The following is a 26,358-nucleotide window of genomic DNA, read 5'->3' as shown; positions in this document are numbered from 1 at the left end:
TACAATATGAGGATACAATGGTAAAAATTGGTATTTCAGGTATAATGGGTCGTATGGGTTCTTGCGTAGTAAAATCAGCATTAAATCATCGTGATATAATGGTAAATGCTGCTTTTGAATCCGCTAATTCTTCGTCTATTGGTATGGATATTGGCAAATTATTCGGTGAAAAAAACATTGGAGTTATTTTGACAAATAATTTTGAGGAATCAGCAGAAAAATTTGAGATCTTAATAGATTTTACAACTCCAGAAAGTACTTTGAAAAATATTGAATTATGTAAAAAATATAAAAAGAAGATAGTTATAGGTACTACAGGTTTCAGTGATAAAGAACGTTTTTTAATCAATGAAGCAGCACAAGAAATAGCAGTTATGATCTCTCCAAATTACAGTGTTGGAATTAATTTGCTTTTTAAATTATTAGAAATATCATCTAAAGTAATAGGGAATTTTTGTGATATTGAGATCATTGAAGCTCATCATCGTCATAAAGTAGATATGCCATCTGGTACTGCTATTGCTATGAGAGATATCATCGTTGATGCTATGAGGGAAAATTCTAAAGATGATGTATTTCATCAGATGTCCAAAAATAAAATTTCTTTTTCAGTTATTAGAGCTAGTAATCTAGTTGGTGAGCATACGGCTATTTTTTTTGGCACTGGTGAACGAGTAGAACTTGTCCATAAAGCTACTGATCGTATGATGTTTGCTAATGGTGCTATTGCAGCAGCTCTTTGGTTATCTGATAAAAGTTCAGGTTTATTTTCTATGACAGATGTTTTAGGTCTTTAATATTTATTTCTTAATTCTAAATTGAACTTTGGTTTTAAATAATTTTTTATCGATCGTTAAAAATAGGGTTTAGATCATATAAAAATTATGTTTTCTTTATTGCTGTAATTGTAACAAAATCTTAGTTGTATGTTTTTATTCTGGAGGATATCTTGAGTAAATCGGCATTCTTGTTTTTAGAAGATGGTACAGAATTTAGTGGTGTTTCTATTGGAGTATCAGGTATATCTATTGGTGAAATGGTTTTTAATACCTCAATGACAGGGTACCAAGAAATTCTTACTGATCCTTCTTATTATCAACAAATTATTACTTTTACTTACCCTCATATAGGTAATACTGGGGTAAATCAAGAGGATGAAGAATCTTCTTCAATTCATGCACAAGGAATTGTAATTCGTGAACTTCCTATAGCTCATTCAAATTTTCGTAGCGAACAATCCATCTTAGATTATATAAAATTTAAAAAAATTGTTGGTATTGCTAGTATTGATACTCGTAAATTAACTCGAATAATTCGTGAGAAAGGTGCTCAGAATGCTTGTATTATTGCTGGTAATAAAAAATTTGATCGAACAAAGGTGTTATCTAAGGTAAGGAAATTTCCTGGTTTAAAAGGAATGAAGATTATAAAATCAGTCTCCACTAATAAGATATATAAGTGGAGACAAGGTTCTTGTGCATGCTTAACAAAATATTCTAAATATAAAGATAATACTGAATTGCCATATCATGTCGTTGTTTATGATTTAGGTGTAAAACGTAATATTCTTCGGATGCTTGTTGATCGTGGTTGTCATTTGACAGTAGTGCCTGAAACAATTCTAGTTGATGAGATATTAGCATTAAAGCCAGATGGAATATTTTTATCTAATGGTCCTGGTGATCCTGAAGCATGCAACAATGTCATTGAAGCAACTAAAATATTTTTAGAGAAAAGCATACCTATTTTTGGTATTTGTTTAGGACACCAAATATTAGCATTAGCATCTGGTGCAAAAACTATAAAAATGAAATTTGGTCATCATGGAGTCAATCATCCTGTTGAAGACATTAAACGTGGTCTAGTAATGATTACATCACAAAATCATGGTTTTTCAGTTGATCCTTATACATTACCTAAGAATTTGATACCAACACATAAATCTTTATTTGATGGTTCTTTGCAAGGTATTCATCGTACAGATAAACCTGCTTTTAGTTTTCAAGGTCATCCGGAAGGCAGTGCTGGTCCGCATGATGCATCTATTTTATTTGACTACTTTGTAGATTTAATTAGACAGTATATGTAGCCGTAATTTGGAGTTTAGATAAATGCCAAAACGTACTGATATTAAAAGTATTTTAATTCTAGGTTCTGGACCTATAGTGATCGGTCAAGCTTGCGAATTTGATTACTCAGGCGTTCAAGCTTGTAAAGCTTTACGTGAAGAAGGCTATAGGCTTATCCTAGTAAATTCTAATCCTGCTACTATTATGACTGATCCTGATATAGCCGATGTAACTTATATTGAAACAATTGACTGGAAAATCGTACGCCGTATTATTAAAAAAGATCGTCCAAACGCTCTACTTCCTACAATGGGTGGACAGACTGCGCTTAATTGTGCATTAGATTTAGATAAACATGGAGTTCTAGAAGAATTCTCTGTTGAAATGATTGGTGCAACAGCAAAAAGTATTAATAAAGCAGAAGATAGAGCTTGTTTTTATAATGCGATGAAATCTATTGGCTTAGATTCTCCTTATTCTGATATAGCTAGAACCATGGACGAAGCTGATCGTATTGTTGAGATGATCGGTTTCCCTTGTATTATTCGTCCATCATTTACTATGGGGGGTTCTGGTGGTGGTATCGCTTACAATAAACAAGAGTTTAATGATATTTGTTGCCGTGGTTTTAGTCTTTCTTCAAAACATGAACTACTAATTGATGAATCACTGATTGGTTGGAAAGAATACGAGATGGAAGTAGTTCGTGATAAATCAGATAACTGTATTATTGTATGTGCAATTGAAAATATTGATCCAATGGGTATTCATACTGGTGATTCTATTACTGTAGCGCCAGCTCAAACTCTGACTGATAAAGAATATCAATTTATGCGTAATGCCTCAATATCTGTATTGCGTGAAGTAGGAATTGAAACTGGAGGTTCAAATGTACAGTTTGCTATTCATCCGAAAAATGGACGTATGGTTATTATTGAAATGAATCCTCGTGTATCTCGTTCCTCTGCTTTAGCATCAAAAGCAACAGGTTTCCCTATTGCAAAAGTCGCTGCAAAATTAGCTGTAGGTTTTACTCTTGATGAGCTCATGAATGATATTACTGGTGGTATAGTGCCTGCATCTTTTGAGCCTACTATTGATTATGTAGTAACTAAGATTCCTCGCTTCAATTTTGAAAAATTTATTGGTACGAATGATCGATTAACAACCCAAATGAAGTCAATAGGTGAAGTAATGGCTATTGGGCGTAACCAACAAGAATCATTACAGAAGGCATTACGCGGATTAGAAGTAGGTGTCACCGGTTTTGATGAAATTGTTAACCTAAATGATCCAGAGGCATTGATAAAAATTTGCTATGAATTAAAACAAGCAAGCTCCAAGCGTATTTGGTATATAGCAGATGCTTTTCGAGCAAAAATGTCTATTGATAAAGTTTATCATTTAACACAAATTGACCGTTGGTTCTTAATGCAAATTGAAGAACTAATTGTATTAGAAGAAAAAATTAAAATCATAGGATTTTCTGGTTTTGATAAAGAAAACTTGACTCAAATGAAGCGTAAAGGTTTTTCTGATGCTCGTTTATCTAAATTAGTTGGAGTAACTGAAAAAGATGTCCGTTCTTTACGTAATCAATATGATATTCATCCTGTTTATAAACGTGTTGATACCTGCGCTGCTGAATTTTCTACTAAAACAGCCTATATGTATTCTTCTTATGATGATGAATGTGAATCAGATCCTACTGATAAAGAAAAAGTCATGATACTTGGAGGAGGTCCGAATCGTATTGGTCAGGGAATTGAATTTGATTATTGTTGTGTCCATGCATCTTTAGGATTGAGAGAAGATGGTTATGAAACAATTATGGTAAATTGTAATCCTGAAACGGTTTCTACCGATTATGATACTTCTGATCGGTTATATTTTGAACCAATCACATTAGAAGATATTTTATCTATTGTGCGTATTGAAAAACCTAAAGGTATTATCATTCAATATGGTGGTCAAACACCACTTAAGTTAGCTCGTTCTCTTGAGGAGGTTGGTATTCAAATATTGGGTACAAGTCCTGATTCCATCGATTATGCTGAAGATCGTGAACATTTTAAGTCAGTAGTGAATCATTTGGGTTTACTTCAACCTAAAAATGCAACTATTAATACAATAAAAGAAGCGATTGAGCAATCAAAAGAAATTGGGTTTCCACTCGTAGTTCGTCCTTCGTATGTTCTTGGTGGTCGCGCAATGGAAATCGTTTATGATAAACAAGATTTATGTCGTTATTTTAAAGAAGCTGTTAGTTTATCTAGTCAGTTACCAGTACTCCTTGATGCTTTTCTTGATGATGCGGTTGAACTTGATGTAGATCTTATTTGTGATGGTAAGCATGTTGTTATAGCTGGTATTATGGAACATATAGAACAAGCTGGCATTCATTCTGGTGATTCTGCATGTTCCCTACCAGCATACACATTAAGTCAAGAAATTCAGGATATTATACGTAAACAAGCAAAAAAACTTGCATTTGAACTCAATATTTTAGGTTTAATGAATATACAATTTGCAGTTAAGAAGAATGAGGTATATTTAATTGAAGTTAATCCTCGAGCAGCACGTACAATCCCATTTGTATCTAAGGCAATTGGAGTGCCGATTGCAAAAATTGCAGCCCGTGTTATGTTAGGTCAATCTCTTAAATCTCAAAATTTTACTAAGGAAATTATCCCTTCCCATTATTCAGTTAAAGCTGTTGTGTTTCCTTTTAATAAATTCCCTAACGTCGATCCATTATTAGGTCCAGAGATGCGATCTACTGGTGAAGTTATGGGTATTGGTAAAATATTTAATGAAGCATACGCTAAGGCAGAGTTAAGTTGTGGTAATGTATATTCTAATAAAGGTATTAAACGCGCACTTCTTTCTGTTTGTAAAGGTGATAAAGGGCGAATTGCTGATTTAGCATTAAAATTAGAAAAAATTGGTTATGAACTAGATGCGACTTATGGTACTGCGATTGTTCTTAGAGAAGCGGGTATGAATCCTCGTATAGTTAATAAAGTACATGAAGGACATCCTCATGTTCTTGATCGTATACAAAATAATGAATATACTTATATCGTAAATACTGTTTCTGGTCGTCAGGCAATTAAGGATTCAAAAATTCTCCGACGTGCTGCATTAACAGAAAAGGTGAACTATGCTACTACCTTAAATGCGGCGTTTGCAACCTGTATGGCACATAGCGCTAGTAATTATTCTAATTTATTAATTTCAATACAAGAATTGCATAAAAAATAAGTTTTGTATTATGTTAAAAGTTGAATAAGAAGAGAGTTGCTATATTAGATGTTTTTTTTACAATCTCTCACTAATTAGAGTAGTGACCTAGAAATAAACGCTTGGTTGTTACATTTAAAATAATTTGATTCTAGGAATATATTATGTCTTTAAGCACAGGAAGTAAGAAAGTGATTATTGCTCAATATGCTCGAGGTAAGGCTGATACTGGTTCACCGGAAGTTCAGGTTGCTTTGCTTACAGGAACCATTAATCATCTTCAATCCCATTTTAAAGTTCACAAAGGAGATCATCATAGTCGTCGTGGCCTTTTATTTATGGTTTCTCGCCGTCGGAAACTTCTTGATTATTTAAAAAACAAGTCCCATTTTCGTTATCAAGATTTAATTAAAAAATTAGGGTTACGCAGATAAGTAGAAATCAAAGGAACGGTTTGAATTTTTCAGGGAGCTTTTGCTCCTTTTTTATTCTCTATAAACTTTCCAAAATTCTTTACAAGTAGTTTATACTACATTTTAGCTAGCTTCTACAATTTATAATTGACCATATATTAGCATTATTAACGTTAAGAAATTTTTATTAAAGGGATTAAAAAAACTAAAAGTAAGGCAAAATAAGTTCGATTATTTTTATTTAGTTCCAGAGTTAATTTCTAGTTTGTAGAGTCTATTCAATTTAATTTAATTTATACTTAATTTAATACTTAGCAAGGAATGAGAATGTTCAAAAAACCAGTTGTTAAGACTTTTCAGTACGGTAATCATACAGTTACTTTAGAAACTGGTGTAATTGCACGTCAAGCTACATCATCAGTAATAGTAACTATGGATGATACAACAGTATTTGTATCTGTAGTTGGTAATAAAAAAGCAATGGAGGAACAAGATTTTTTCCCTTTAACAGTGAACTACCAAGAACGTACTTATTCTGCAGGCAAAATTCCTGGGGGGTTCTTTAAACGTGAAGGTAGACCTTCTGAAGCTGAAATATTAACAGCTCGTCTGATTGATCGTCCAATTCGTCCATTATTTCCAAGTATGTTTACAAATGAAATACAGGTTATTGCAACAGTAATGTCACTAAACCCAGATGTTCAACCTGATATAGTAGCAATTATTGGTGCTTCAGCAGCTCTCTCTATTTCTGGTATTCCATTTAAAGGTCCTATTGGTGCTGCACGTATTGGCCATATTGATAATAAATTAGTCTTAAATCCAAGCAATATAGAGTTAAAACATTCTCGACTTGATTTAGTCATTGTTGGTACTGATAATGCAGTGTTAATGGTAGAATCAGAGGCTGATAATCTGTCTGAAGAAGAAATGTTATCAGCAATCGTATTTGGTCATGAGCAACAACAGGTATTAATTAATGAGATTAATCAATTTGCAGATGTAGTTGCAACTCCTTTGTGGGAATGGAAAGCTCCAATAGTTAATACAGAACTAAAAAATCACATAGTTAAACTAGCTAAAACTCGCCTTATTAAGGCGTATCAAATTAATGATAAAATAAATCGTTATGAACAGATTAATATAATAAAAAACGATACTATTGAAGAGTTACTTGAGAAAAATAATGAACTATGTAAGCGTGATATTTTATCCATTTTGATTGAATTAGAAAAAAATGTAGTACGTGATCGTATTCTCAACGGCAGTTTACGTATTGATGGTCGAGAAAAAGAGATGATTCGTGCTTTAGATGTGCGTACTGGTATTCTTCCTAGGACTCACGGTTCTTCTTTATTTACTCGTGGTGAAACTCAAGCACTTGTAGTTGTAACTTTAGGAACACAACGTGATGCTCAGGTTATTGATGAAATAACAGGTGAACATAAAGATTATTTTTTATTACATTATAATTTTCCGCCATACTGTGTGGGTGAAATTGGTTTTGTTGGCTCTCCTAAACGTCGTGAAATTGGTCATGGTAAATTAGCTAAACGAGCTATTTCTGCAGTAATGCCTTCTATTGAAGAATTTCCATATACAGTTCGTGTAGTTTCAGAGATTACTGAGTCTAATGGCTCTTCTTCAATGGCTTCTGTTTGTGGAACTTCTTTGGCTCTTATGGATGCCGGTGTACCAATTAAGTCTGCTGTGGCAGGTATAGCTATGGGGTTAGTGAAGAAAGGGGAAGATTTCGTTGTTCTTTCTGATATCCTTGGTGATGAAGATCATTTAGGTGACATGGATTTTAAAGTGGCAGGTACTATTAATGGTATTACTGCACTACAAATGGATATTAAAATTGAAGGTATAACCAAAGATATTATGCAAGTTGCCCTTTACCAAGCTCATTCTGCACGTAAACATATTTTAGCTGTAATGAATAAAGCTATTTCTAGTTCACGTAAAGAAATTTCTCAGTTTGCCCCTCGTATTCATACAATGAAGATTAATACGGATAAAATTCGTGATGTTATTGGTAAAGGTGGAACGGTTATTCGTTCTCTTTGCGAAGAAACTGGTACTGTAATTGAAATTGAGGATGATGGTATTGTTAAAATCGCTGCAACTTCTAGTAAACAAGCTGAAAATGCAATTAATCGCATTAAATTTTTAACAGCTGAAGTTGAAGTTGGCATTATTTATGTAGGAAAGGTTGTTCGTTTAGCTGAGTTTGGTGCATTTGTAAGTATTCTTCCAGGAAAAGATGGTTTGGTTCATATTTCTCAAATTTCTAATTCTCATGTAGAAAAAGTATCTGATTATTTAAAGGAAGGTCAGCAAGTGCAAGTTAAAGTGCTTGAAATTGATCGTCATGGTCGTATCCGATTAAGTATGAAAGAAGCTATAAAAAACAGCTAAGAAAGTTATCAATGCTATTTTTTTTAAGGAATTAAGCATAAAAAGAGAGTATTTTACTCTCTTTTTATGCTTTTGAAGCTTTCTGTTTTATCTACAGGACTTAATGATTTTTTAGTTATTGAATAATTTTATTTAAATAGTTGATCAGGAACAATAGTATTATTAATTAATTTTATGAAAAATAGTCTCTCATTTTTTAAAAACATACCAGTGATATCTAAAAACTCTATGCCAACAGTAGGTGCTCCTATAGTTGTTTTAGCAACGCTGGCTATGATAGTTTTACCTGTGCCAGTTTTAATTCTTGATTTATTTTTTACATTTAATATTGCTTTGTCTATGGTAGTATTATTGGTGACGGTGTATACGCGCCGACCATTAGATTTTTCTGCATTTCCAACTATTCTCCTTATTGCTACTTTACTTAGATTAGCTCTTAATGTTGCATCAACACGTATAGTGCTTCTTCATGGTCATGAAGGATCTGGTTCTGTTGGTAGTGTTATTGAAGCTTTTGGTCATGTAGTGATTGGTGGAAATTATGCTGTTGGTTTGGTTGTATTTCTTATATTAATGATTATTAATTTTATGGTTGTAACCAAAGGGGCAGGTCGTATTTCTGAAGTAAGTGCACGTTTTACCCTTGATGCTTTACCTGGAAAACAGATGTCTATAGACGCTGATTTAAATGCAGGTCTTATTAATCAAGACCAAGCAAGAGCTCGTCGTTTTGAAGTAACTAAAGAAGCTGATTTTTATGGTTCAATGGATGGTGCTTCTAAATTTGTCAAAGGTGATGCTATTGCTGGTATTTTAATTTTATTTATTAATATTATTGGCGGTTTTTTGATTGGAATGGTCCAGTATTCTTTAGAATTAAATAAAGCAGTAGAAATTTATACTTTATTAACTATTGGAGATGGCCTAGTAGCACAAATTCCTTCTTTATTGCTTTCAATTGGTGCAGCTATTATGGTAACACGTCAAAATACTGATGAAGATATGAGTCAGCAAGTTATATTTCAATTATTTGATAACCCTAAATCACTTATGATTACCTCTTTTATTTTAGGTATAATGGGATTAGTACCAGGAATGCCCCATTTCCCATTTTTGTTATTGGCTATTATATCGACTGCTGGTGTATATTGGATTTTTATTAAACAGAAAAAAAAATTAGCAATCAAAGAAACTTTTGATATAAAAAAATCTAATGATGTATTAATGCAGAAAGAATTATCATGGAATGATGTACAACCTGTTGATTCTATAGGTTTAGAAGTAGGTTACAGACTCATTCCATTAGTCGATCGTGAACAAAATGGTGAATTGTTAGATCGTATTAAAGGTGTACGCAAGAAACTTTCTCAAGATTTTGGGTTTCTTATCCCTGCAGTTCATATTAGAGATAATTTAGAGTTAACACCAAATCGTTACCGAATTACTTTAATGGGTGTTATAGTTGGAGAATCAGAAATAAAACCCAATCAAGAACTTGCGATTAATCCAGGGCAAGTACATGGTGATATTAAAGGTGAAAAAACTGTAGATCCTGCATTTGGTTTGGAATCTGCTTGGATTCAAAAAGAACAACGAGAACATGCTCAAGCATTAGGTTATACAGTGGTAGATGCATCAACGGTATTAGCTACGCATTTAAGTCAATTATTGACTAATAATGCATCTCAATTAATTGGATACGAAGAAGTACAGAATTTATTAGAAATCTTATCTCATACTGCACCAAAATTAGTTGAGAACTTTATTCCTGAACAATTACCTCTTAGAGTTGTAGTTAAAGTTTTACAAAATTTATTAAATGAAGCTGTTCCCATTCGAGATATAAAAACAATTGTCCAAACTTTATCAGAGTACTCTAGCAAAAGTCAGGAATCTGATATTTTAACAGCGGCTGTCCGAATTTCATTAAAACGTTTAATTATTCAAGAAATCAATGGGGTAAAGATAGAATTACCAGTTATTACTTTAATTCCGGATTTAGAGCAAGTATTAAATAAGAGTATGAAAGTTTCATCTGAAGAATCATTAGGTATTATAGAACCAGGATTAGCACAACGGTTGCAGACATCATTAAGTAAAGTTACTCAAGAACAAGAACTCAAAGGGGAGCCTGCTATACTGCTAACATCTGGTATATTGCGTACTACACTAGCTAAGTTTGTTAAGAATACTATTCCCTCGTTAAGGGTTCTTTCTTATCAAGAAATTCCAGATGAGAAAGAGATCCGAATTGTACAAACGATTGGCAATTAATCGATGCATAATTTTAATGATGGATATTTATTTTGAAAATTAAACGTTTTTTTGCAAAAGACATGCGTTCTGCTCTACTTCAAGTAAAAGAAGAATTAGGTTCTGAAGCTGTAATTATGTCAAATAAAAAAATTGATAATGGTGTAGAGATTATTGCAGCAGTTGATAGTGAACAAATTAATATTCGTTCAACAAATATCTATGATCCTTTTAAACGTCAATTAAAGGAAGATCAAGTTACTTTACAATCTAATACTACTCAATCTATAAACTGTTTTTCTGACATGCTAAAGCAATATGCTGAAGCCAGTCAAACTAGTCAAAAAGTATACCATAAAAATAATTTTAAGAATGAAAAATCTTTATCTGATATTTTTAAAAAACAACAAAAAAATGATAAGTTTTTTTCAAATTCTCATAGAAAAGTGATTAATAATAATGCTCCATTAGCTCAAACGGTATCAGAAGGACTAGAAAATATGCGTCAAGAAATGACATCTATGCGTCATTTACTTGAACATCAAGTTTCTGGATTAATGTGGCAAGAGGTAGAACGTCGAGAACCTTTACGTGCAATGTTAATAAAACGGTTAGAAAGAATGGGAGTTGCTTCTGAACTTTCAGAACAGCTAGCTTGTTATATTCCAGAAAACACTCCACCAAAAAAAGCCTGGAAAACCTTGCTTAGTTTAATTGCTGATCAAATTCCAGTACCAAAAAATGATATTTTGAAACGTGGTGGAATAGTTGCTTTACTAGGTCCAACTGGTGTAGGCAAAACCACAACTATTGCAAAATTAGCTACAAGAGCAGCAATGGAATATGGTTCAAATAATGTTGCATTAATAACTACTGATACTTATCGTATTGGTGCACATGAGCAACTTTCAATTTATGGGAAAATTATGGGATGTCCTGTAAGAATTGCTAAAGATTCCAATGAATTAGCTAGTGTTATCGAACAATTAAAAAATCGTCGATTGATTTTAGTTGATACTGCTGGGATGGGGCAACGTGATGTACGTTTATCAGAGCAATTAGATACCTTAATGCAAGAAAGCAATGAGATAATTTATAGTTACCTTGTGTTATCTGCAACTGCTCAAAGAAAAGTATTACAAGAAACTATAGAACACTTTAGAAGAATTCCACTTTCTGGTTGTATAATGACTAAACTTGACGAATCATTAGGATTAGGAGAATTCGTAAGCGCAGTAGTTCAAAACGCATTGCCTGTTATTTATATAGCAAATGGTCAACGAGTACCAGAAGATATTGTTTTAGCAAAACCAAAATATATGGTAGCGAAAGCAAATGAATTACTAGAGAAATCAATAGACAATGAACCTTATTATTGGAATAGTAATTCAGATGATAAACGTTAGGCAGAAAAAATTATGACAAATAATACAATACGTGACCAGGCTAGCGGTTTACGTCATTTAGCGAGACCTTTATCAACTAAAGTGATTGCTGTGACTGGAGGTAAAGGTGGGGTAGGCAAATCTAACATAACTTTAGGTCTAGCAATTTGTATGGCTCGTCAAGGGAAAAAGGTGATGGTATTTGATGCCGATTTAGGTTTAGCTAATATTGATGTAATGTTAGGAATTCGACCTAAACTTAATTTAGGCCATGTTTTAATAGGAAAATGTACATTAAAAGATGCTGTTATTGAAGGTCCTTATGGTATTAAAATTATTCCAGCAACTTCAGGAACGAGAAGTATGACAGAACTATCTCATACACAACATGTTGGATTGATCCGAGCATTTAGTACATTAGAGGAAGAAATAGAAATACTATTAATAGATACGGCTGCGGGTATTTCAGATATGGTCATTAGTTTTTCAAGAGCTGCACAGAATGTACTTGTGGTGGTATGTGACGAGCCTACCTCTATTACGGATGCTTATGCTTTAATCAAATTGTTAAGTAGAGAGCATCAAGTACAAAGATTTAAAGTAGTTGCAAATATGCTTAGAAGTTATCGTGAAGGCAGGGAATTGTTTTCTAAATTAACTTTAGTTACTCAAAGATTTTTGAATGTCAGTCTTGATTTTGTGGCATGTATCCCATTAGATGATAAAGTTCGTCAATCAGTTAAAAAACAAAAAATTGTAGTTGATGCTTTTCCTCGTTCTCCAGCAGCATTAGCAATTACTGCATTAGCAAACAAGATTCTTTCATGGCCTACACCAGATGTTCCAAATGGTCACTTAGAATTTTTTATAGAAAGATTACTAAACAAATCTGGTTTTTTTAGGAGAATTATTCGTTGAATAAAGCGATTACTATTACTTACAAGTAGTTCAATAGTGTGCTAACTATAATAGCTAAGACTTTTTTTGCCAGGTAGGTATGATTAGCATTATTGAATGATTTAAAAGCAATTATTTTTAAAAAAATCACCCAAGTGATGATTATATTACTCGAAAGTAAATTTGACCACTATCCAAGTGAGTGATAAATATATAGCTTCAATAAAAGAATGTAAGGATAATACTTTATTTAAAGGTGTTGTGAATGTGTTCTTTCATCAAATATTAATAAATTCAATACAAATGTTGCCAGAATATGAAAGTCGAGTTCTATCGTTTTATTATGATTAAAATTTAAACTTAAAAGAATTTGTAAAAATGATTGGGTGAAGTGAATTTCGTATCGGTTAAATACTTAATCTATTTATAGAATACGAATTATAATTGCTAGTGCCTAAATGTATTGGAGGAAATTTTGAATAAAAACATGAAAATTATTATTGTTGATGATTTTTCAACGATGCGTCGTATCGTTAAAAATTTACTTCGTGAACTAGGTTTTAATAATACCCAAGAAGCGGATGATGGTTTAACTGCCTTGCCTATGTTAAAGAAAGGTGGTTTTGAATTCGTAGTAACAGATTGGAATATGCCAGGTATGCAAGGAATTGATCTTTTAAGAAATATTCGTTCTGATCTTCAACTTAAACATCTTCCAGTTTTAATGATTACTGCTGAAGCTAAACGTGAACAAATTATTGAGGCAGCACAGGCTGGAGTAAATGGTTATATTATTAAACCTTTTACTGCAGCAACGCTTAAAGAAAAGGTAGAAAAAATTTTTGAGCGTCTATAAGAAAATATTATATCAACTCTTAGTTGAGGAAATTAAGAAGGCTAATTAAAATGATTTCATTAGAACAGGCAAAGCAACTTGTTGAATTGCTTGAACAAAATCAGAAAGAAAAAGCTGATATATTTTTAAAAAATATTTATGAAAACAGTGAGCATGTCATGCTTAAACATATAGGAACATTAACTAGGGATTTGCATGATTCTCTCAATCATTTTAGTTTTGATGAACGGATTAGAAAAATTACTGATGATAAAATTCCTGATGCAAGAGAACGACTTCTATACATTATTGAAAAAACAGAAATAGCTGCAAACAAAACTATGAATGCTGTTGATCTATGTATGCCTATAGCAGAAAAATTTTATAATGATTCCATTGAAATTCTTCCTAAATGGAATGAACTTATGCATGGAAGGATAAAATTATCTGAATTTAAAGCACTATGTCATAAGCTTGATAAACTTTTATTTTATGTTGAAAGTAATAGTTCTGAATTAAAAAAGCAACTTAATAGAATATTAATAGCTCAAGATTTTCAAGATTTAACAGGTCAAATTATTCGTCATGTAATTGCTTTAGTTAATGAAGTAGAAAAAAGATTAGTTGATATATTGACTATATTTGCTAGTAATAAAAATGCACAAACATTAAAACTGAATAAAAACAAAGCATTAAAAGATTCTAAAGATTCCATTATAAAATCTGATCAACAAGCTAATATACTTACCTCGCAAGATGAAGTAGATGATTTGCTTTCTAGCCTTGGTTTTTAGAGGTAATTATGGCTTACGATTTAGATGAAAATATCCTTCAAGATTTTTTAATAGAAGCCTCGGAAATACTTGAACAATTATCTCAAGAATTAATTGAACTTGAAAAAAAACCTGATGATGATGAATTGCTTAATTCAATCTTCCGTAATTTTCATACACTTAAAGGTGGTGCAAGCTTTTTATCTTTAACAGAATTTGTAGATCTTTGTCACAGAGCTGAAAATATTTTTGACTCATTAAGAAATAGGAAATATTTGGTAAGTTCCAGTGTAATCGATGCTATTTTAAAAACACTGGATGCTATAAATGAACAATTTGATTGTATTAAGAACAGAAAGCCATTAATTGCAGTCAACCAAAAATTATTAAATGAATTATCTCATGTTGGTAGTTCAGAACTAGAAGAAAAAAAACAGATTACAAATAGTGGAACACTTGATGATATATCTCAGGAAAAGTATGAAAAGCTCTTGAATGAATTGCACAGTGACAATACTGATTCTTTAAATGCAATATCATCTAATGATAGTGAGCTAGAAAAAAAAAACGAAATTATAGATAATGAATTTGAACAATTATTAGATGAATTATATGGTTCTGGCAAAGGTCCATCTTCTAAAAAAGCATCTCCAGTTGTAAATCAAAAACTCTTAGTTCCTAGTAAAGAAGAGATATCTGAATCTACTAATAAAATATTAAAATTTCACACAAAGCAATCTAATGATAAAACTGTTCGTGTAGATACTTTAACACTTGATAGCATCATGAATATGGTAGGTGAGTTAGTTCTTGTACGTAATCGCTTATCAAGCTTAGCTTTACACGATAATAATGAAGACATATCTAAGGCTATTTCTAATCTAGGTATTGTTACAGCAGATTTACAAGGTGCTGTAATGAAAACCCGAATGCAACCTATTAAAAAAGTTTTTGCTCGATTCCCAAGAGTAGTTCGTGATTTATCTCGTAATTTAAAAAAAAATATTGCTCTAGAAATGATTGGTGAAAATACAGAATTAGATAAAAACTTAGTTGAAGCATTATCTGATCCGTTAATTCATTTAGTTCGGAATTCTATTGATCATGGTATTGAAGTTCCAAAGGATCGTATAACTTTAGGGAAAGTACCTACTGGTAAAATTATTCTTTCAGCTTCACAAGAAGGAGATCATATTGAACTTTCTATTACTGATGATGGTATTGGTATGGATCCTAATAAGTTACGTACTATTGCAATTGAACGTCATCTTTTAGATAAAGTTACTGCATCTCGCTTGACCGATAAAGAATGTTTTAATTTAATTTTCATGCCTGGCTTTTCAAGTAAAGACGAAGTATCAGATATTTCAGGTCGTGGCGTTGGTATGGATGTCGTGAAAACTGCAATAAATGCATTAAATGGTTCTATTAATATTGATTCTAAGATAGGGAGGGGGACAAAAATTATAATTAGTGTCCCATTAACGTTAGCTATCTTACCTACTTTAATTATTGGAGTTGCTGGTTATTCATTTGCATTACCACTTACAAATATAGATGAAATTTTTCATTTAGATTTAACTTGTACTAATGTTGTTAATGGTCAATTGACAATTGTTGTACGTAATAAATCTATTCCATTATTTTATTTGCGTAGTTGGTTAGTTCCTAAAGTAATGCCAGTTACTTTGAATAAAAAATATGGACATATCGTTATTGTGAAAATTGGTACTCAACCTGTTGGATTAGTAGTAGATACTTTAATTGGACAAGAAGAAGTAGTTATTAAGCCATTAGATAGTTTACTTCAAGGAACTCCAGGTGTAGTAGGAGCAACTATTGCAAGTGATGGCAATATTGCATTGATTTTAGATATTCCTGATTTACTAAAGCAATATGCATCTGTTTTTCAAATTTAAATTTAAGAGGTACTATGTCAATCAAAGTATTAGTCGTTGATGATTCTAGTTTTTTTCGTCGTCGAGTAACTGAAATTATTAATTCAGGATCCCGATTAGAAGTTATTGGTCTTGCTGTTAATGGAAAAGATGCTATTGAAAAAGCAAAGCTTCTTAAACCAGATGTTATCACAATGGATATCGAAATGCCTGTAATGAATGGAATAGTTGCTGTAAAAGAAATTATGGCAGAATGTCCCACTCCTATTCTTATGTTTTCATCTTTGACTTATAAGGGAGCTACTGCAACTTTAGATGCGCTAGATGCTGGTGCATTGGATTTTTTACCTAAAAATTTTTGGGATATTACTCGAAATTATGATAAAACTGTCGATATAATTCAAAATCGAATTATCCAAATTTCTTATAGAAAAAACAAAATAAGCCATTCTAGCGTATTCTCGTCATCATTAGTATCAAAAACAAAGACTTTTTATCCTTTTATGAAATCACCTGGTAAAATATATCAATTAACTGTAATTGGCACATCAACTGGGGGGCCTATAGCTTTACAGAAAATTCTTACTAAATTACCAGCAAATTATCCTCATCCTATTGTTCTTGTTCAGCATATGCCAGCTTCATTTACTACAACATTTGCTAATCGTTTGAATTCATTATGTAAAATTCAAGTTAAAGAGGCAGAACATGGTGATTTGCTTTGTCCAGGAATAGCTTATTTAGCTCCTGGAGGAAAACAAATGTTACTTGATGGAAATCCTAGATGTGCTAAAGTCAAAGTTATTAATGGTAAAGAAGAAATGAATTATAAACCGTGTGTTGATATTACTTTTAGTTCCATTGCCAAAGTTTATTCTGGTAAAGTATTATCAATGTTATTAACTGGTATGGGTGTAGATGGTTATGAAGGAGCACGCATATTGAAAACAACTGGTGCTACAATTTGGGCTCAGGATGAAGAAAGTTGTGTAGTATATGGTATGCCTCAAGCTGTAGCAAAAGCCGGAATTTCAACTGAAAATTTACCACTAGATTTTATAGCTACTCGAATGCTTATTGAATTAGGTATGATATAAATTTTTAATAATGATTATTTGGTGTATTGCAAACCAAAAAGGTGGAGTAGGGAAAACTACTACTGCTATAACTTTAGCAGGTTTATTAAGTATGAAAAATCGTAAGGTTTTGCTAATTGATACTGACCCTCACGCCTCTTTAACATCATATCTTGGTTATGATACTAATAGTATTAATTCAAGTTTATTTGAATTATTTCAACTAAAAAATTTTAACCCAAAAAAAATATCTTCTACAATTATTAAAACAAATATTATAGGAATTGACATAATTCCTGGTCATATATCGTTAGCAACATTAGACAGGGCAATGGGAAATAAGGGTGGAATAGGTTTAATTCTAAAAAAAACTTTATCAACTTTAAATGAGTATTATGATTATGTCATGATTGATTGTCCTCCTATATTCAGTATTATGATGGTTAATGCATTAGTAGCAAGTGATCGGATATTAGTGCCAGTTCAAACAGAGTTTTTAGCTATGAAAGGGTTAGAATATATGCTTCATACATTGGAAATTATAACAAAAACTTGTAGGAAGAGTTTTAAAATAACTATTGTACCAACTATGTATGATAAACGGACACTTGCTTCTTTTCAAACATTAAATGAACTCAAAAAAGTATACATTAGAAAAGTTTGGAATTTTGCTATTCCTATTGATACTAAATTTAGAGATGCTAGCGTAAGAAATTTACCAATATCTCACTGTTATCCATCTAGTCGGGGAGTACTTGCTTATAAAGAGCTATTATTATATCTTGAGAGACTAAATCTTAATGAGTAACAATCATCAAAAATTTTCTAGTAAAACAGTTCTTGATGCTTATATAAAAGAACTACTTAATGATGATGAAATACTATCTACAGAAGATTTTCAATCTTCCTCTGAACAGTTATTAAAGACAACTTCATTAAGCAAGAACTATTTTAACCTTAAGAGTACAAATTCTAAACATACTGACCACCTTAATAAGTTATTAAAGCAATTAGAATCAGATTATATTGCTCATAATAATTTTGACAGATCATCTCAACAGAGCAAATTTCAATCGAAAAAATTAAAAAGTACGTCTGTTTTTAATCATTTATCCTATCAAAAAGATGCTAAGCGAATTAATAATTTTCCAGTTCTTTATTTTAAGGTTAATGGTATAACTTTAGCTGTTCCTTTAGATGAATTAGGAGGAATTTATCCAATAGGTAAATTAAATCGTGTAATAGGCACTCCAAATTGGTACTTAGGAGTACAAGTTAGTAAAAATATTAAACTAGATGTTGTTGATACTGCTAAGTTGCTTAATTTATCATCCAGAAAGTTGACTTGTAGTAATAATAAAGAATTGAAATATCAATACAGGTATATCATGATGCTTGGTGACAGTGTTTGGTGTTTAGCAAGTAGTAGATTAGAAAGTAATGAAATTTTGGATACAAGTAAAGTTTCTTGGTATCAAAAATCAGGGAAGCTTCCTTGGATTGCAGGCATACTGAAAGAAAAGATGTGTGCTTTAATTTATGTAGATCCGTTAGTATCTATGCTTAATTTGAAAAAAGAGATAAAAGCTCGAGATAAATAGTTATATTTTATAGTTTTTATAGTTCGTCGCGATTTGGAAAAGGAAAATTCATGTCTCAATCTAATGATATTAAAGTTCAGAATAATAAAACTAATGATCAAGTATTTCAGTGGGTTACATTTAGATTAGAAAAAGAGACTTATGGTGTTAATGTAATGCAAGTACGCGAAGTATTACGTCATACTGAAATTGCTCCAGTACCAGGTGCACCTAGTTATGTATTGGGTATTATTAATCTTCGTGGTAATGTAGTGACTGTTATTGATACACGTTCTCGTTTTGGTTTAATGGAAGGTAAAATTACAGATAATACACGTATTATTGTGATTGAATCTAAACTTCAAGTGGTTGGAATTTTAGTTGATAGTGTTGCAGAAGTTGTATATTTGCGTTCTTCTGAGATTGATACTACACCAAGTGTTGGTACTAATGAAAGTTCTAAATTTATACAAGGGGTTAGTAATCGTCATGGAGAGTTACTTATTTTAGTTAATCTTGATAGACTTCTTTCAGATGAAGAATGGAATGAATTGGCTCATGTATAATGATAATTCAATCTTTATTTAGTCTGCTTGGTTTTTTTATTTTTTTGTTTTTTGTTTTTTTGTTTTTTCAAATTAGAATTTCATCTTTAATAAAGAAACAAAAGCAAGAAATAGGAGAATTAAAGAATTGTCTTAGAAAGAGTGGTAAGCAACTTGTAGAATTACGTTCAATAATCATAGGTATTGGGAAAAGGGTAAATGAGCAAGGAGATTCCATTAAGCATATTAATGAAAGATTATTTGAATTAGAAAAAACAGATACTAGTAGTCGTCTTTATACCAGGGCTTCTAAAATGCTGAAGCTTGGAGCAGGTTTACGTGAGTTAATTGAAGAATGTGAGTTACCAAAAGCGGAGGCTGAGTTGATGATGTCTTTACAAAAAAAATTGACGGGTAAAGAAAAAATTCCACCTTTAGAAACCACTCCAGATATGTAATATATATAATATAAAACTATTTTACTTTGATATTAATCATATGCTTGAAGCAAAATATTTAACTGCTATCCGTAATGAAAGGGTTTTATTTAGATCTATTTCTTTTCAAATAAACTTCGGCGAATTTGTGCAAATAGAAGGTAGAAACGGTGTAGGAAAAACAACTCTTTTACGTATTATTGTTGGCCTTTCTTCTTGTGAAGATGGGGAAGTATACTGGAATAGTAATAATATTAAAGATAATAGAAATCTTTTCTATAAAGACTTACTGTTTATCGGTCATAAAAGTGGCATAAAACAGGAGCTTACTGTGTTTGAAAACCTTAGTTTCTATCAAAACATCACCCAGTCTACTTCTAATACTAAAAAAGAAATCTACTATTCTTTAATGAAAGCTGGTTTATCTGGGAATGAAAATTCTCTTGTCGCTCAACTGTCTTTTGGTCAGCAGCGTCGCGTGGCACTTGCGAGGTTATTATTAAGTAAGCAAAAGCTTTGGATTTTAGATGAGCCTATGATATATCTAGATCAGCAAGGAATAAACATTTTTCAAGAATTATTTCTAAGACATATAGAAAATGGTGGTATTATTATCTTGACCACTCATCAAAATCTATTTAGGAATAATATAAAGTTAAGAAAAATCAAATTAGGTAATAATAAGTAATGTTCCTAGCGATGTGTGCACTTATTCGTCGTGAATTTTTCATAATTTTTCATCGTAAAATTGATATACTTAACCATTTATATTTTTTTATTATTATTATTGTTCTATTCCCTTTAAGTTTTAGTCCAGAATTATTGCTTCTTTCTCATACTATCGCAGGTGTTGTTTGGATATCGGTACTATTATCAATTTTTTTATCTCTCGAGCGTTTATTTAGAGATGATTTTTTAGATGGTTCATTAGAACAAATAATGCTCACGCCTATACCATTACCATTGATTATAATCATAAAAGTGATGGCTCATTGGATCTGGAGTTCTTTACCATTGGTATTAATTAGTCCTTTATTATTAGTTTTTTTTCAATTGATTATAACGTTTGGCTTGCTATTGTTTTAACTTTATTAATCGGTACTCCTACTCTTAACTTTATTGGTGCTATTGGTGTTAGTTTAACAGTTACTTTGCAAAAAGGGACCGGTGTATTGCTTAGTTTATTAGTTCTTCCTTTAAGTATACCAGTATTGATTTTTACTACATCAGCGATTAATTCTGCATCTTTAGGAATATCTTATAATGCCCAGTTAGCAATATTGAGTGCAATGTTATTAGGTAGTATAACATTTACACCATTAGTCATTAGCCTATCTTTACGAATAGGTGGAGAAGGTTAGCTATATTTTTCAAAACATAAAGTGAGAAAATATATAATGTTAGTATGGATTCATTCCTGTAAAAAATCAAAGTATGTTTATGAATTATGTGGAAAATTAATTCCTTTATTTTCAATATTAACATTCTTATTTCTTTTTATTGGAACGGTTTGGGGACTTGCATATGCTCCTTCAGATTATCAACAAGGTAATGGATTTAGAATTATATATATTCATGTTCCTGCAGCAATTTTATCTATGGGTGTGTATATGTCAATGGCAATTCTTGCTTGTATTGGAATTATTTGGCAAATTAAATTACCAAATATGGCAGCTTGCGCAATGGCACCAATTGGTGCAGTATTCACTTTTATTGCATTATTTACAGGTTCAGTTTGGGGGAAAGCAATGTGGGGAACTTGGTGGATATGGGATGCACGTCTTACTTCTGAACTCGTTCTTTTCCTTTTCTATTTAGCTTTTATTGCTCTTTACCATGCATTTGATAACCATGAAATAGCATCTAAAGTTGCTAGTATTTTAGCAATCGTTGGAGTAGTAAACTTACCAATAATTCATTTTTCTGTTGAATGGTGGTATACATTACATCAGGGAGCTACTCTTACAAAATTTGAAAAACCTTCAATTTCAAATGATATGCTTTGGCCACTTATTTTAAATATTTTTGGTTTTGCTTTTTTTTATGGCTTACTTACTATGATCCGAATGCGCAATGAAATTCTTCGTAAAGCACTCCATCGTTTATGGATCATGGGTTATAAAGTATAAGGATTGAGAGTAATTAATTTAGTTAAGGAGATTAATTAATTATGTATTTTGATTCATTTGCTGATTTATTAGCTATGGGGGGATATGCTACATCTGTTTGGACTGCTTTTGGGATAACTTTTCTTTCTATGTTTATTTTGTTGTTTGTTAGTATTAGAAAGGGGTTTTTTTTATTAATTGAAATGCAAACAAAACTTCAACTTTATAATTGCAAAACAAACATTGAGAATATTTTATGAATTCTAAATATAAAAAACGATTAGGTTTAATATTTTTAATGTTTACTAGTATTGCTGGAATGATAAGTTTAGTTTTATATGCACTAAAGGAAAATATAGATTTTTTTTATACCCCAACAGAATTAATTTACGGAAAAGGTCATAGTCTTGCCAAACCAAAAATCGGACAACGATTGCGTGTTGGTGGTACAGTTCTTAATGGTTCTGTTAATCGTGATTTAAATTCTTTGCAGGTAAGTTTTAGATTGCATGATATGAATTCAAGTATAGTCGTTTTATATGATGGAATTTTGCCAGATTTGTTTCGTGAAGGTCAAGGAATTGTAGCACAGGGTTTTCTTTTAGATTCAAGCACATTTAAAGCCTCTCAAGTATTAGCTAAACATGATGAAGAATATATGCCATTTGGAGAAGCAGAATCGATGAAGAAGACCCATAAACCTATTCAGCATTCAGATAAACAGGTAAGTATGAAATGATTGTAGAAATTGGTCATTTTTCTATTATTTCTGCATTAAGCATAACCGTATTATTAAGTATTATTCCTTTGATTGGTGCATCAAGAAATAATGTGATTTTAATGTATTCTGCTAAGCCTTTGTCTTTTGCTGTGTTTTTCTTGTTATTAATTGCATTTTTAATTTTACTATGGGCCTTTTATACCAATGATTTTACTTTAATTTATGTAGCAATGAATTCAAATACGCAGTTACCTTGGTATTATCGATTAAGTGCATTGTGGGGTGCACATGAAGGTTCATTATTATTATGGGTGTTGATTCAATCTGGTTGGACTGCAGCAGTCTCACTATATAATCGTTCTATACCACAAGAATTAATATCTCGTGTTCTAGCTGTCATGGGAATGATCAATTTTGGATTTTTATTGTTTATAGTAGTCACATCAAATCCTTTTATACGTACATTGCCTTTTTTCCCAATTGATGGGAATGACCTTAATCCATTACTTCAAGATTTTGGATTAATTGTGCATCCTCCTATGTTATACATGGGTTATGTTGGTTTTTCTGTTGCTTTTTCATTTGCTATAGCATCCTTAATGACGGGAAATTTAGATATGGTATGGATTCGTTTTTGCCGTCCTTGGACAATCACAGCATGGTTATGTTTGACGTTAGGTATTGCATTAGGTTCATGGTGGGCGTACTACGAACTTGGTTGGGGTGGTTGGTGGTTTTGGGACCCAGTAGAAAATTCTTCTCTGATGCCTTGGTTATCTGGTACAGCCTTGATGCATTCGCTTGCAGTTTCAGAAAAACGAGGGACTTTTAAAAAATGGACAATATTATTAGCAATATTTACATTTTCATTGAGTCTACTTGGTACATTTTTAGTACGATCAGGTATCTTAATGTCTGTACACGCATTTGCTGCTGATCCATCGCGTGGTATATTTATGCTTAGTTTCTTAATTTTTGTTATTGGTGGTTCTTTATTGTTATTTGCCATGAGAGTAAAAAGAATACGTTCAACAGGTACTTTTGCATTAGTTTCTCGAGAAAATGCGTTATTAGGAAACAATATTTTTCTTATTACAGCATTATTAGTTGTACTTGTAGGTACATTATTGCCGTTAGTGCATAAGCAGATTGGTTTAGGTTCACTTTCAGTTGGTACACCATTCTTTAACACTATATTTTTCTGGTTAATGCTTCCATTTTCATTTTTATTGGGGATAGGGCCATTAATTCGTTGGAAACGCGATCAATTTCAAAAATTTATAAAACCAATGGTAATATCAGGGCTATTATCCTTAGGTTTATCAGCAGTAGTAGTATTTGTTTTAGACAATAATTTCAACGGTATATTATTTATTGGACTGGTGATGGCATGTTGGATAATTATTTTGCATTGTATTGGATTATATGAGCGTTCTACATATCGAAATAATTTTTTAAAAGGTTTTTTAAAATTGAGAGCTAGTTATTGGGCTATGTTTTTTGCCCATATAGGCTTATCATTAAGTATCATTGGTATTGCAGTAGTTCAGAATTGCAGTATTGAACATGATATTCGGTTAGCACCAGGTGAGTATTTTCAAATTCAAGATTATCATCTTTATTTCAAAGGGTTAAGAAATACAAACGGACCTAACTATAGCAGTTATATCGCAGATTTTGAAATTATTAAAAATGGACAATATCTCACTCTTTTACAGGCAGAAAAACGAATTTATTTTAGTTCTAGTTTAATGATGACTGAAGTAGGAATTGATTGGGGATTAACACGCGATTTATATATAGCTATGGGTGAACCTTTAGAAGATAATAATTCATGGTCTATTCATGTAGCTTATAAACCATTTATCCGTTGGATTTGGATTGGATTATTGTTTATGGCATTCGGTGGACTAATAGCTATTAGTGATAATCGTTATAGTTTTCATAAATTTAATTTGGGAAGATAAATGAAAAAGTTAATTCTATTTATTCCATTGATAGGATTTTTAGGACTGGTTTTTATATTTTCTATTCAATTATTTTATGATTCAGAAAGAGAAAATTCTTTTCAACTAGAATCAATGCTAATTGGTAAAAAAATCCCATCATTTATTTTAGAAGATGTGATTGAACTTGGTAAATTTCATAATGAGACTATTTTTCAAGGTAAGCAACCTACACTATTAAACGTATGGGCTACTTGGTGTCCTACATGTTATTCTGAACATCAGTATTTGCATGAATTAGAAAATGAAGGTGTTAAAATAATTGGTCTTAATTATAGAGATAAACGTTCTGAAGCGATAAAGTGGTTAAATAAATTTGGTAATCCTTATGTTATAAATCTTTTTGATTGGGACAATGTATTAGGTTTTGATCTAGGTGTCTATGGAGCTCCTGAAACTTTCTTGATTGATAAAGAAGCTATTGTTCGTTATCGTTATGTGGGTAAAGTTGATCCGAATATTTGGAATAAAATGTTAAAGCCAATTTATATTAGCTTGCTTGATGAATTAAAATGATGAAAAGAACTTTTTTATTACTGCTGGCTATATTAATTTCTATGACTGTTGATGCTAATATAGACTATTATAAGTTTGATAATTTAAATCAAAAAATCCAGTTTAAAAAGCTGAATAACATACTGCGTTGTCCTCAATGTCCTAATAATAGTATTCATACTTCAAATTCAGAAATTGCAAAGGATTTACGAAAAAAGGTTTATAAAATGATAATAGAAGGTAAATCTAATCAAGAGATTCTTGATTACATGGTTGTTCGTTATGGTAATTTTATTACTTATGATCCTCCATTAACATGGGCAACTTTTTTATTGTGGGGAATTCCGATTTTATCTATTTTTTTGGGTTTAATAATTATTTTAAATAGGAAGGATGACCGTATTTTAATTGAATGGAATTTTCAAAAAGAAGCTGAACTTCAAGCACTGCTTGATGAAGGAGATTTTAGGAGTAAGCGTTAATGGGATTATTTTGGTTAGTTTCTGTGATACTTACTTCATTCATTTGTTTTATTTTGCTTTTTTCAGTTATTAGAAAAAAAAGCAACCATTCTGTATTATTACCTAGTGAAGTAAATAAATTTTTTTATAAAAAAAATCTTCATGAATTTGAAAAAGAAATAGAAGCAGGATTAGTTGGAGAAAAGAAAAAGCTTATTGTAGAGCTTAAACAATCCTTTCTTGATAATATCGTTAAAATAAAATCAGACGAACAAAAATCTTTGACTCCATCATTTTCTATTACTATGTTTTCATTATCCATTATTTTAATGGTTATATGTTCTTATGTGGTTTATATGAAATTTGGTGCATTTTATAAAGTATTACATTGGAAAGATGTAAGCAGTAAATTGCCTGAATTATCTAATAAGTTAATACTATCTGAGAAGATAGTATTAACTAAAGATGAAAGATTAGATTTAATACTAGCTCTACGAACTCGGTTACATTATCAACCAGCAGATTCACTAGGTTGGTTATTACTAGGTCTTATTGGACTAGCTAATCAAGATATAAATATGGCCATTCTTGCGATGAAAAAAGCTTATTCTTTAGAACCAGAGAATCCAAATATACAACGAGGTTATGCACAAGCATTAATATTTTCAAAGAACATTGTAGAAAAAAATAAAGCTTATAGAATTCTTGATACTCTTGAAAAAAAACAATAATTTTTCAGGTT

The 26,358-nt window shown here is 31.5% G+C and carries 24 protein-coding genes and 1 pseudogene; all 25 read left to right on the top strand.

Annotated features, from left to right (window positions below; translation table 11 throughout):
- Positions 1 to 17 precede the first annotated feature (17 nt).
- The 25 genes and pseudogenes from dapB (at position 18) to ccmI (ending at position 26,347) form a co-directional block, all read left to right on the top strand.
- The gene (gene dapB, locus O1U_RS00795; protein ID WP_016503511.1) at positions 18 to 797 is read left to right on the top strand and encodes a 4-hydroxy-tetrahydrodipicolinate reductase; all 780 of its coding nucleotides are present in this window, start codon (positions 18 to 20) and stop codon (positions 795 to 797) included.
- A 152-nt stretch (positions 798 to 949) separates the two neighbouring features.
- Positions 950 to 2,089 (top strand): glutamine-hydrolyzing carbamoyl-phosphate synthase small subunit, encoded by a 1,140-nt coding sequence (carA, locus tag O1U_RS00790; RefSeq protein WP_034411361.1) that lies wholly within the window; start codon positions 950 to 952, stop codon positions 2,087 to 2,089.
- A gap of 22 nt (positions 2,090 to 2,111) precedes the next feature.
- Positions 2,112 to 5,333, top strand: coding sequence for a carbamoyl-phosphate synthase large subunit (gene carB, locus O1U_RS00785; protein ID WP_016503509.1), 3,222 nt, complete (start codon positions 2,112 to 2,114; stop codon positions 5,331 to 5,333).
- A gap of 143 nt (positions 5,334 to 5,476) precedes the next feature.
- Positions 5,477 to 5,746: a 30S ribosomal protein S15 gene (gene rpsO / locus O1U_RS00780; protein WP_016503508.1), complete on the top strand. Its 270-nt coding sequence runs from the start codon at positions 5,477 to 5,479 to the stop codon at positions 5,744 to 5,746.
- A gap of 306 nt (positions 5,747 to 6,052) precedes the next feature.
- A complete protein-coding gene (gene pnp, locus O1U_RS00775; RefSeq protein WP_016503507.1) occupies positions 6,053 to 8,146 on the top strand; it encodes a polyribonucleotide nucleotidyltransferase in 2,094 nt (697 codons plus the stop codon).
- A 174-nt stretch (positions 8,147 to 8,320) separates the two neighbouring features.
- Complete coding sequence (gene flhA, locus O1U_RS00770) at positions 8,321 to 10,420, top strand: flagellar biosynthesis protein FlhA (RefSeq protein ID WP_016503506.1); 2,100 nt, start codon at positions 8,321 to 8,323, stop codon at positions 10,418 to 10,420.
- Positions 10,421 to 10,452: 32 nt separating this feature from the next.
- Positions 10,453 to 11,805, top strand: coding sequence for a flagellar biosynthesis GTPase FlhF (gene flhF, locus O1U_RS00765; protein WP_016503505.1), 1,353 nt, complete (start codon positions 10,453 to 10,455; stop codon positions 11,803 to 11,805).
- Between the two features lie 12 nt (positions 11,806 to 11,817).
- The gene (locus O1U_RS00760) at positions 11,818 to 12,702 is read left to right on the top strand and encodes a MinD/ParA family protein (RefSeq protein WP_016503504.1); all 885 of its coding nucleotides are present in this window, start codon (positions 11,818 to 11,820) and stop codon (positions 12,700 to 12,702) included.
- A gap of 466 nt (positions 12,703 to 13,168) precedes the next feature.
- Entirely contained in the window at positions 13,169 to 13,537 is a 369-nt protein-coding gene (gene cheY / locus O1U_RS00755) for a chemotaxis response regulator CheY (RefSeq protein ID WP_034411369.1), read from the top strand.
- 50 nt (positions 13,538 to 13,587) lie between these two features.
- Positions 13,588 to 14,310, top strand: a complete 723-nt coding sequence (locus O1U_RS00750; RefSeq protein WP_016503502.1) for a protein phosphatase CheZ — start codon at positions 13,588 to 13,590, stop codon at positions 14,308 to 14,310.
- Positions 14,311 to 14,318: 8 nt separating this feature from the next.
- Positions 14,319 to 16,208, top strand: coding sequence for a chemotaxis protein CheA (locus tag O1U_RS00745; protein WP_016503501.1), 1,890 nt, complete (start codon positions 14,319 to 14,321; stop codon positions 16,206 to 16,208).
- Positions 16,209 to 16,222: 14 nt separating this feature from the next.
- A complete protein-coding gene (locus tag O1U_RS00740) occupies positions 16,223 to 17,284 on the top strand; it encodes a protein-glutamate methylesterase/protein-glutamine glutaminase (RefSeq protein ID WP_016503500.1) in 1,062 nt (353 codons plus the stop codon).
- Positions 17,285 to 17,294: 10 nt separating this feature from the next.
- Entirely contained in the window at positions 17,295 to 18,071 is a 777-nt protein-coding gene (locus O1U_RS00735) for a ParA family protein (protein ID WP_016503499.1), read from the top strand.
- Complete coding sequence (locus O1U_RS04715) at positions 18,064 to 18,864, top strand: chemotaxis protein CheW (protein ID WP_016503498.1); 801 nt, start codon at positions 18,064 to 18,066, stop codon at positions 18,862 to 18,864. Before O1U_RS00735 ends, O1U_RS04715 begins: the two co-directional genes overlap by 8 nt.
- Positions 18,865 to 18,914: 50 nt before the next feature.
- The gene (locus O1U_RS00725) at positions 18,915 to 19,409 is read left to right on the top strand and encodes a chemotaxis protein CheW (RefSeq protein ID WP_034411375.1); all 495 of its coding nucleotides are present in this window, start codon (positions 18,915 to 18,917) and stop codon (positions 19,407 to 19,409) included.
- Positions 19,409 to 19,846 carry a DUF2802 domain-containing protein gene (locus O1U_RS00720; RefSeq protein ID WP_016503497.1) on the top strand — a complete coding sequence of 146 codons (438 nt, stop codon included), beginning with the start codon at positions 19,409 to 19,411 and terminating at the stop codon, positions 19,844 to 19,846. The genes O1U_RS00725 and O1U_RS00720 overlap by 1 nt, the downstream gene beginning before the upstream one ends.
- Before the next feature lie 40 nt (positions 19,847 to 19,886).
- The gene (gene ccmA, locus O1U_RS00715) at positions 19,887 to 20,513 is read left to right on the top strand and encodes a cytochrome c biogenesis heme-transporting ATPase CcmA (protein WP_016503496.1); all 627 of its coding nucleotides are present in this window, start codon (positions 19,887 to 19,889) and stop codon (positions 20,511 to 20,513) included.
- Positions 20,513 to 21,186: pseudogene (gene ccmB / locus O1U_RS00710) on the top strand (heme exporter protein CcmB). Before ccmA ends, ccmB begins: the two are co-directional and overlap by 1 nt.
- Positions 21,187 to 21,222: 36 nt before the next feature.
- The gene (locus O1U_RS00705; protein ID WP_016503494.1) at positions 21,223 to 21,954 is read left to right on the top strand and encodes a heme ABC transporter permease; all 732 of its coding nucleotides are present in this window, start codon (positions 21,223 to 21,225) and stop codon (positions 21,952 to 21,954) included.
- Positions 21,955 to 21,995: 41 nt separating this feature from the next.
- The gene (gene ccmD, locus O1U_RS00700; protein ID WP_016503493.1) at positions 21,996 to 22,193 is read left to right on the top strand and encodes a heme exporter protein CcmD; all 198 of its coding nucleotides are present in this window, start codon (positions 21,996 to 21,998) and stop codon (positions 22,191 to 22,193) included.
- Positions 22,190 to 22,672: a cytochrome c maturation protein CcmE gene (gene ccmE / locus O1U_RS00695; RefSeq protein ID WP_016503492.1), complete on the top strand. Its 483-nt coding sequence runs from the start codon at positions 22,190 to 22,192 to the stop codon at positions 22,670 to 22,672. Before ccmD ends, ccmE begins: the two co-directional genes overlap by 4 nt.
- Positions 22,669 to 24,621: a heme lyase CcmF/NrfE family subunit gene (locus O1U_RS00690; RefSeq protein ID WP_016503491.1), complete on the top strand. Its 1,953-nt coding sequence runs from the start codon at positions 22,669 to 22,671 to the stop codon at positions 24,619 to 24,621. The genes ccmE and O1U_RS00690 overlap by 4 nt, the downstream gene beginning before the upstream one ends.
- Positions 24,622 to 25,176 carry a DsbE family thiol:disulfide interchange protein gene (locus O1U_RS00685; protein ID WP_016503490.1) on the top strand — a complete coding sequence of 185 codons (555 nt, stop codon included), beginning with the start codon at positions 24,622 to 24,624 and terminating at the stop codon, positions 25,174 to 25,176.
- A complete protein-coding gene (locus tag O1U_RS00680) occupies positions 25,173 to 25,637 on the top strand; it encodes a cytochrome c-type biogenesis protein (RefSeq protein ID WP_034411381.1) in 465 nt (154 codons plus the stop codon). The genes O1U_RS00685 and O1U_RS00680 overlap by 4 nt, the downstream gene beginning before the upstream one ends.
- Positions 25,637 to 26,347 (top strand): c-type cytochrome biogenesis protein CcmI, encoded by a 711-nt coding sequence (gene ccmI, locus O1U_RS00675; protein WP_016503488.1) that lies wholly within the window; start codon positions 25,637 to 25,639, stop codon positions 26,345 to 26,347. Before O1U_RS00680 ends, ccmI begins: the two co-directional genes overlap by 1 nt.
- Positions 26,348 to 26,358: the final 11 nt, after the last annotated feature.

It is taken from the genome of Candidatus Photodesmus katoptron Akat1, assembly GCF_000478685.1.
GTDB classification, from domain to species: Bacteria; Pseudomonadota; Gammaproteobacteria; order Enterobacterales; family Vibrionaceae; genus Vibrio; species Vibrio anomalopis.
This window is presented reverse-complemented; position numbering and strand designations above follow the sequence as displayed.

Excerpts from the sequence above, each read along its gene's own strand:
- O1U_RS00740 (WP_016503500.1), top strand. The coding sequence starts at position 16,223 with ATGTCAATCAAAGTATTAGTCGTTGATGATTCTAGTTTTTTTCGTCGT.
- ccmE (WP_016503492.1), top strand. The coding sequence starts at position 22,190 with ATGAATTCTAAATATAAAAAACGATTAGGTTTAATATTTTTAATGTTT.
- ccmA (WP_016503496.1), top strand. The coding sequence starts at position 19,887 with ATGCTTGAAGCAAAATATTTAACTGCTATCCGTAATGAAAGGGTTTTA.
- O1U_RS00685 (WP_016503490.1), top strand. The coding sequence starts at position 24,622 with ATGAAAAAGTTAATTCTATTTATTCCATTGATAGGATTTTTAGGACTG.
- O1U_RS00750 (WP_016503502.1), top strand. The coding sequence starts at position 13,588 with ATGATTTCATTAGAACAGGCAAAGCAACTTGTTGAATTGCTTGAACAA.
- cheY (WP_034411369.1), top strand. The coding sequence starts at position 13,169 with ATGAAAATTATTATTGTTGATGATTTTTCAACGATGCGTCGTATCGTT.
- O1U_RS00680 (WP_034411381.1), top strand. The coding sequence starts at position 25,173 with ATGATGAAAAGAACTTTTTTATTACTGCTGGCTATATTAATTTCTATG.
- flhA (WP_016503506.1), top strand. The coding sequence starts at position 8,321 with ATGAAAAATAGTCTCTCATTTTTTAAAAACATACCAGTGATATCTAAA.
- O1U_RS00745 (WP_016503501.1), top strand. The coding sequence starts at position 14,319 with ATGGCTTACGATTTAGATGAAAATATCCTTCAAGATTTTTTAATAGAA.
- dapB (WP_016503511.1), top strand. The coding sequence starts at position 18 with ATGGTAAAAATTGGTATTTCAGGTATAATGGGTCGTATGGGTTCTTGC.
- O1U_RS00725 (WP_034411375.1), top strand. The coding sequence starts at position 18,915 with ATGTCTCAATCTAATGATATTAAAGTTCAGAATAATAAAACTAATGAT.
- O1U_RS04715 (WP_016503498.1), top strand. The coding sequence starts at position 18,064 with ATGAGTAACAATCATCAAAAATTTTCTAGTAAAACAGTTCTTGATGCT.
- O1U_RS00760 (WP_016503504.1), top strand. The coding sequence starts at position 11,818 with ATGACAAATAATACAATACGTGACCAGGCTAGCGGTTTACGTCATTTA.
- rpsO (WP_016503508.1), top strand. The coding sequence starts at position 5,477 with ATGTCTTTAAGCACAGGAAGTAAGAAAGTGATTATTGCTCAATATGCT.
- O1U_RS00720 (WP_016503497.1), top strand. The coding sequence starts at position 19,409 with ATGATAATTCAATCTTTATTTAGTCTGCTTGGTTTTTTTATTTTTTTG.
- carB (WP_016503509.1), top strand. The coding sequence starts at position 2,112 with ATGCCAAAACGTACTGATATTAAAAGTATTTTAATTCTAGGTTCTGGA.
- ccmD (WP_016503493.1), top strand. The coding sequence starts at position 21,996 with ATGTATTTTGATTCATTTGCTGATTTATTAGCTATGGGGGGATATGCT.
- O1U_RS00690 (WP_016503491.1), top strand. The coding sequence starts at position 22,669 with ATGATTGTAGAAATTGGTCATTTTTCTATTATTTCTGCATTAAGCATA.
- O1U_RS00735 (WP_016503499.1), top strand. The coding sequence starts at position 17,295 with ATGATTATTTGGTGTATTGCAAACCAAAAAGGTGGAGTAGGGAAAACT.
- pnp (WP_016503507.1), top strand. The coding sequence starts at position 6,053 with ATGTTCAAAAAACCAGTTGTTAAGACTTTTCAGTACGGTAATCATACA.
- O1U_RS00705 (WP_016503494.1), top strand. The coding sequence starts at position 21,223 with ATGTTAGTATGGATTCATTCCTGTAAAAAATCAAAGTATGTTTATGAA.
- ccmI (WP_016503488.1), top strand. The coding sequence starts at position 25,637 with ATGGGATTATTTTGGTTAGTTTCTGTGATACTTACTTCATTCATTTGT.